The sequence below is a fragment of the Shimia sp. genome, from assembly GCF_041624275.1.
Taxonomy (GTDB): Bacteria; Pseudomonadota; Alphaproteobacteria; order Rhodobacterales; family Rhodobacteraceae; genus Shimia.
Genome location: NZ_JBFJVE010000315.1, coordinates 1 through 1,502 on the forward strand (window position 1 = coordinate 1; position 1,502 = coordinate 1,502).

The following is a 1,502-nucleotide window of genomic DNA, read 5'->3' on the forward strand; positions in this document are numbered from 1 at the left end:
AACGCGGCGGCGCAGCAGAAAATCACCATCCGCCAGGTCGGCGATGCCAAGATGCACGGGCTTCAGATTCTTCAGGAACGCTATGAGGCCGGCGCCGATACCGGCGATGCGATGATCGAGCATGAATCCAGCGAGGGCGGCATCGTCATCGCCGGGGAAATCGAGGTGACCGTCGGCAGCGTCACCTCGGTGCTGAAGGCCGGCGATTCCTATCTCTTCAACAGCCGCGAGCCGCATCGGTTCCGCAATGTCTCGGACCGCGCCGCCGAGGTGATCTCGGCCTGCAGCCCGCCCTATCTCTAACCCTGTCAAAGCAAGGATTCACATGAAACCGCTCGAAGGACTGAAAGTCGTTGAACTGGCCCGCATTCTGGCCGGGCCATGGATCGGCCAATCGCTGGCCGATCTCGGCGCGGAGGTGATCAAGGTCGAAGCGCCGCAGGGGGACGACACCCGCACCTGGGGCCCGCCCTTCATCGAACGCGACGGCGACCGCAGCGCGGCCTATTTCTATGCCGCCAATCGCGGCAAGCGCTCGGTCGTGGCCGATTTCCGCAGCCCCGAGGGCCAGCGGACCGTGCGCGACCTGGTGGCCGACGCCGATATCCTGATCGAGAATTTCAAGGTCGGCGGGCTGGCCAAATACGGGCTCGACTATGACAGCCTGTCGAAGATCAACCCCCGGCTGGTCTATTGCTCGATCACCGGCTTCGGGCAGGACGGCCCCTATGCCCAGCGGGCCGGCTACGACTTTCTGCTACAGGGCATGTCCGGGCTGATGTCGATCACCGGAGAACCGGATGGCCAGCCACAGAAAGTCGGGGTCGCGGTGACCGATGTGGTGACCGGGCTTTATGGCACGATCGGGATTCTGGCCGCCATCGAACAGCGCCACCGCAGCGGCCGGGGCCAGCATATCGACATGTCGCTGCTGGATTGCGCCACGGCGATGCTGGCCAATCAGGCGATGAATTTCCTTGCCACCGGCACCAGCCCGATGCGCAAGGGCAATGCGCATCCCAATATCGCCCCCTATCAGGTGCTGCCCACCGCCGACGGCCATATCATCATCGCGGTCGGCAACGACGGCCAGTTCCAGCGGCTGTGCGGCGTCATCCGGCGCCCCGATCTGGGCGATGACGCCCGTTTTGCCAGCAATGCGCTGCGGGTCGAGAACCGCGATGCATTGACCGCCGAGCTGGAAACCAGCTTTGCCGGCTGGGCCAGTGCCGAGCTGCTCGCCGCGCTCGAGGCCGAGACGGTGCCGGCGGGGCCGATCAACACCATCGGCCAGACCTTCGACGATCCGCAGATCAAGTCGCGCGGCATGGTGATCACCCCCGAAGGGGTACCGGGCCTGCGCGGTCCCTGGGTGTTTTCCGACGCCGAACTGGCCACCGAGAAATCCGCCCCGATCCTGCCCCGCAGCTGACTGCCGCACGCCCGAAAACGAAACGGCCGCCCAAGTCTTGGGCGGCCGTTTTCATTTTCCTCCGGCCGAC

General features: G+C 65.1%; 2 protein-coding genes. Both read left to right on the forward strand.

Annotated features, from left to right (window positions below):
- Window positions 1-303, forward strand: a 303-nt coding sequence (locus ABZD10_RS15540) for a cupin domain-containing protein (protein ID WP_372887925.1), incomplete at its 5' end; no start/stop codon positions are given.
- A 22-nt stretch (window positions 304-325) separates the two neighbouring features.
- Window positions 326-1,432: a CaiB/BaiF CoA transferase family protein gene (locus tag ABZD10_RS15545; protein ID WP_372887926.1), complete on the forward strand. Its 1,107-nt coding sequence runs from the start codon at window positions 326-328 to the stop codon at window positions 1,430-1,432.
- The last annotated feature ends 70 nt before the right edge of the window (window positions 1,433-1,502 follow it).